General features: G+C 72.0%; 4 protein-coding genes. All 4 read left to right on the top strand.

Annotated features, from left to right (window positions below; all coding sequences use genetic code 11):
• The first annotated feature begins 157 nt into the window (after nt 1-157).
• The gene (locus ASE87_RS10200) at nt 158-1084 is read left to right on the top strand and encodes a phosphate/phosphite/phosphonate ABC transporter substrate-binding protein (protein ID WP_056228258.1); all 927 of its coding nucleotides are present in this window, start codon (nt 158-160) and stop codon (nt 1082-1084) included.
• A 109-nt stretch (nt 1085-1193) separates the two neighbouring features.
• A complete protein-coding gene (gene phnC, locus ASE87_RS10205) occupies nt 1194-2018 on the top strand; it encodes a phosphonate ABC transporter ATP-binding protein (RefSeq protein ID WP_056228260.1) in 825 nt (274 codons plus the stop codon).
• Complete coding sequence (gene phnE / locus ASE87_RS10210) at nt 2015-3745, top strand: phosphonate ABC transporter, permease protein PhnE (RefSeq protein ID WP_056228263.1); 1731 nt, start codon at nt 2015-2017, stop codon at nt 3743-3745. Before phnC ends, phnE begins: the two co-directional genes overlap by 4 nt.
• Nucleotides 3742-4036: FAD-dependent oxidoreductase (locus ASE87_RS16740; RefSeq protein ID WP_235472267.1), on the top strand; the 295-nt coding region annotated here is incomplete at its 3' end. The genes phnE and ASE87_RS16740, both read left to right, overlap by 4 nt.

Here is a 4036-nt window from a genome sequence, read left to right on the forward strand (position 1 = left end):
CCTGGTGGCCACCCACTCCGTCTCGGCCCGGCGACCACCCCGCCCGGGTTAGGCAGACAAGAGGTGAACTCTCGTTGAACGAGGCCGAAGGTAGGTTCCTATGTCGGTCGAGCGCGTGCCACCATCGTCACGTCCTGCTCCCACCCGAAAGGCCGTCATGACCCTCCGCCGTCCCCGCGCCGCGACCGCCCTCGTCGGCGCCGCCCTGCTCGCCGTCACGCTGTCCGCCTGCTCGACCCCCGCCTCCTCGGCCACCGGCTCGTCCGACGCGGCCGGTGGCTACGCGGTCGACGACAGCACCCTCGTCTTCGGCGTCGTGCCCGACTCGGTCGACACCGAGACGAACTACCAGCCGCTGATGGACTACATCGCGAAGGAGACCGGCAAGACGGTCGATTACCACGAGTCGACCGACTACGCGGCCCTGATCGAGGCGAGCATCGCCGGCCAGATCGACGTCGCGTCGTTCTCGGGCTTCACCTACGTCACGGCCACGAACAACGGTGCCGAGCTGACCCCGATCTCGTCGATCACCACGGCCGAGGGCCAGGAGCCCGGCTACTACTCGCAGGCCATCGTGCCGAAGGGCAGCGACATCGAGTCGATCGCCGACATGAAGGGCAAGAAGATCTGCTTCGTCGACCCGTCGTCGACCTCGGGCTACCTGTTCCCGAGCTACGCGCTGCTCGAGGCCGGCATCGACCCCGAGAAGGACATCACCCCGGTCTTCGCCGGCAAGCACGACGTCAGCGTGCAGAAGGTCGGCGAGGGCACCGAGTGCGACGCCGGCTTCGCCGAGGACAGCGAGGTCGCCAAGAGCGACGCCGTCGAGGTCATCGACCAGCAGATGGTGCCCGGTGCGCCGATCGTGGAGTCGAACTCGCTGCCCGACGACGTCAAGGCCCAGCTGAAGGACATCCTCTCGAACGTCACCGCCGACGACATGGTCGCCGCGGGCATCGACGGTGCCGACAGCGAGGGCTTCCGTGCCGTGTTCTTCCAGACCACCCCGGTCGACGACGCGTACTACGACCAGATCCGCGACATCTGCGAGAAGACGAACGCGTCGCAGTGCAAGGCCTGACCCGCACGACGTAGCACCTCCCCACCCCAGGAAGTCGCCGAGACCCTCGCGCGCGCATGAGTGTCTCGGCGACTTCCCGGGGTCCGAGCAGAACGAACCGGAGACGAACATGACCCCGCACACCGCCCCCGCCGAGACCGTCGTCCGGCTCGCGGGCATCACCAAGCGCTTCGGTGAGACCCTCGCGCTCGACGACGCCTCGCTGAGCGTCCGACGCGGCGAGGTCGTCGTGCTGCTGGGCCTCTCGGGCTCGGGCAAGTCCACCCTGTTGCGCCACGTCGACGGCCTCGAACGGCCGACCGACGGCCGCGTCACGGTGCTCGGTCGCGAGGTCACCGCGCTCACCGGGCGGGCGCTGCGGCGGCTGCGCAGCGAGGTGGGGTTCATCTTCCAGCAGTTCGAACTCGTGCCGTCGCTGACCGTGCTCGAGAACGTGCTGACCGGCTCGCTCGCCACCGTGCGCGGGCCCCGCCTCGGCCTCTGGTCGTACGGCCGCGCCGCGAAGATCGAGGCGCTCGCCCGCCTCGAGCGCGTCGGCCTGCTCGACCGCGCCTACCAGCGCGCCGACACCCTCTCGGGCGGCCAACAGCAGCGCGTCGCCATCGCCCGCGCCCTCATGCAGCGTCCCCAGGTGCTGCTCGCCGACGAGCCGGTCGCCTCGCTCGACCCCGAGTCGAGCGACCAGGTGATGGCGCTGATCCGCGAGATCGCCGCCGACGAGGGGCTCACCGTGATCTGCAGCCTGCACCAGGTCGACCTCGCCCTGTCATGGGCCGACCGCATCGTCGGCCTGCGGCACGGCCGGGTCGTGCTCGACACCGAGACCGAGGGCCTGTCGAAGGCCCAGGTGATGGAGATCTACGGCCGCGTCGCCACGAGCACCGACCAGATGGCAGCCATCGAGCTCGAGCTCGCCGGGGACGCCGTCCGATGACCGCCGTCACCGAGCGCCCGCGCACGACCGGGGCGGCCCCCGCTCCCGTCACCGCGCCTCCTCGTCGCCGGGTCTCGCCCGAGCGCGTCGCGGCGGGCCTCACCCTCGTCGCCCTGCTGGTCGCGAGCCTCGTGGCCCTGCGCAGCGTCGACATCGACCCGGCGCGGATGTTGCAGAGCTGGGCCAACGCCGAGCGGTTCTTCGGCCGCGTCGGGGCGATCGAGTTCCCCCCGCTCGGCGAGCTGCTGCAGCTCACCGCGCTCACCCTCGGCCTCGTGATCTGCGGCACCCTGCTCGCCGCCGTCCTGTCGGTGCCGGTCGCCGTGCTCGCGGCCTCGAACACGACCCCCGGCCCCGGCTGGCGCGCGGCCGCCCGCTTCGTCACGGTGCTCGCCCGGGCCGTGCCCGACGTCGTGCTCGCCATGGTGTTCGTGCTGCTCTTCTCGCTGGGCACCCTGCCCGGCATCCTCGCCATCGGCCTGCACTCGGTCGGCATGATCTCGAAGCTGTTCGCCGACGCGATCGAGCAGATCGACGAGGGTCCGCGCACCGCGATCCGCGCCGCCGGGGGCAGCCGCCTGCAGCAGTTCACCGCCGGCGTGCTGCCCCAGGTGCTGCCGTCGTGGGTGGCGACCGTCCTGCACCGCAACGACATCAACCTCCGCGGCAGCGTGATCCTCGGCTACGTCGGGGTCGTCGGCCTCGGCATGGAGATGTCGTTCGCCTTCAAGTCGCTCGACTACGGACTCGGCCTCGGCTACGCCCTCGTCATCTTCGTGCTCTGCGTCGTGATGGAGATCGTCTCGAGCAGCGTCCGCGCCGCCATGCTCGGCATCGCGCCGACCGGCCGCGGTCTCGGCGACCGCGTCGTCCGACGAGCCACCAGGAGGCGCGGTGCCGGTCACCCCGCGCCGTCTCGTCCCGCGATCACCACCGTCGAGTCCGCGCTCCGCCGCCCGTGGGACCGCGCCCGTCGGCGCGAAGTCTCGTGGGGGTGGCTCGCCGTCGCCGTGGTCGTCGCGAGCATCGCCGTCTGCGACATCGCCTGGTCCGACCTGGTCACCGTCTGGGCGAAGGTGCCCGCCGTGGCGACCCAGTTCTGGCCGCCGTCGTTCGGCAGCTACGAGGCCTCGACGATGGTGGCCGCCATGGGCGAGACGATCGCCATCGCGCTGGCCGCGACCGTGCTGACCCTCGTCGCCTCGATCGTGGTCGGGTCGCTCGCGGCCCGCAACGTCGCCCCGAGCCGAGGGGTGCGCAGCGGCATGCGCCTGCTGCTCGTCGGCATCCGCGGGGTGCCCGAGGTGATCCTCGCCATCGTGCTGATCGTCGTCACCGGGCTCGGCACGCAGGCCGGCACCCTCGCCCTGGCGCTCGGCGGCGTCGGGCTGCTCGGCAAGCTGCTCGCCGACTCGTTCGAGGAGGTCTCACCCGGCCCCGAGCGCGCCCTCTCGGCCACCGGGGCGAGTCGCGTGCAGGTGTACGCCGGGGCGACCCTGCCGCAGGGCACCCGCGCCCTGATCGGCCACACCTTCTACATGCTCGACACCAACCTGCGGGCCGCGACGCTGCTCGGCATCGTCGGTGCCGGCGGAGTCGGCTACTACCTGCTGAACGCCAGCCAGGGCTCGAACTACGGGACGGTCACGGCGATCGTGCTGATGATCCTCGTCACGGTCCTGGCCGTCGAGGGGCTCGCCGTCTGGATGCGGAGGGTCTTCCGATGACCGCGACACACGACCCGGCCCCCGGCGCGGCCCGTCACGCCGCGGCCCCGACCCCAGCCGCGGGGCACGCGGCGGCACCGCACGACGTGGTCGTCGTCGGCTCGGGCATCGTCGGCCTCGGTGCCGCCCTCGCCGCCGTCGACCGGGGGCTCTCGGTGCTGGTCGTCGACCGCTCGGCGGTGATCGGCGGCTCGACGGTGCGCAACTTCGGCCACCTCTGCCTCACCCCGCAGACCGGCGAGGCCCGCCGGCACGCCCTCGCCGCCCGCGAGCTCTGGCTGCGGCTGGCCC

The sequence above is a fragment of the Frigoribacterium sp. Leaf44 genome (assembly GCF_001421865.1).
GTDB lineage: Bacteria > Actinomycetota > Actinomycetes > Actinomycetales > Microbacteriaceae > Frigoribacterium.

What these genes read in the sequence shown, in the direction of transcription:
- ASE87_RS10200 (WP_056228258.1), top strand. Translation starts at nt 158, where the DNA reads ATGACCCTCCGCCGTCCCCGCGCCGCGACCGCCCTCGTCGGCGCCGCC.
- phnE (WP_056228263.1), top strand. Translation starts at nt 2,015, where the DNA reads ATGACCGCCGTCACCGAGCGCCCGCGCACGACCGGGGCGGCCCCCGCT.
- phnC (WP_056228260.1), top strand. Translation starts at nt 1,194, where the DNA reads ATGACCCCGCACACCGCCCCCGCCGAGACCGTCGTCCGGCTCGCGGGC.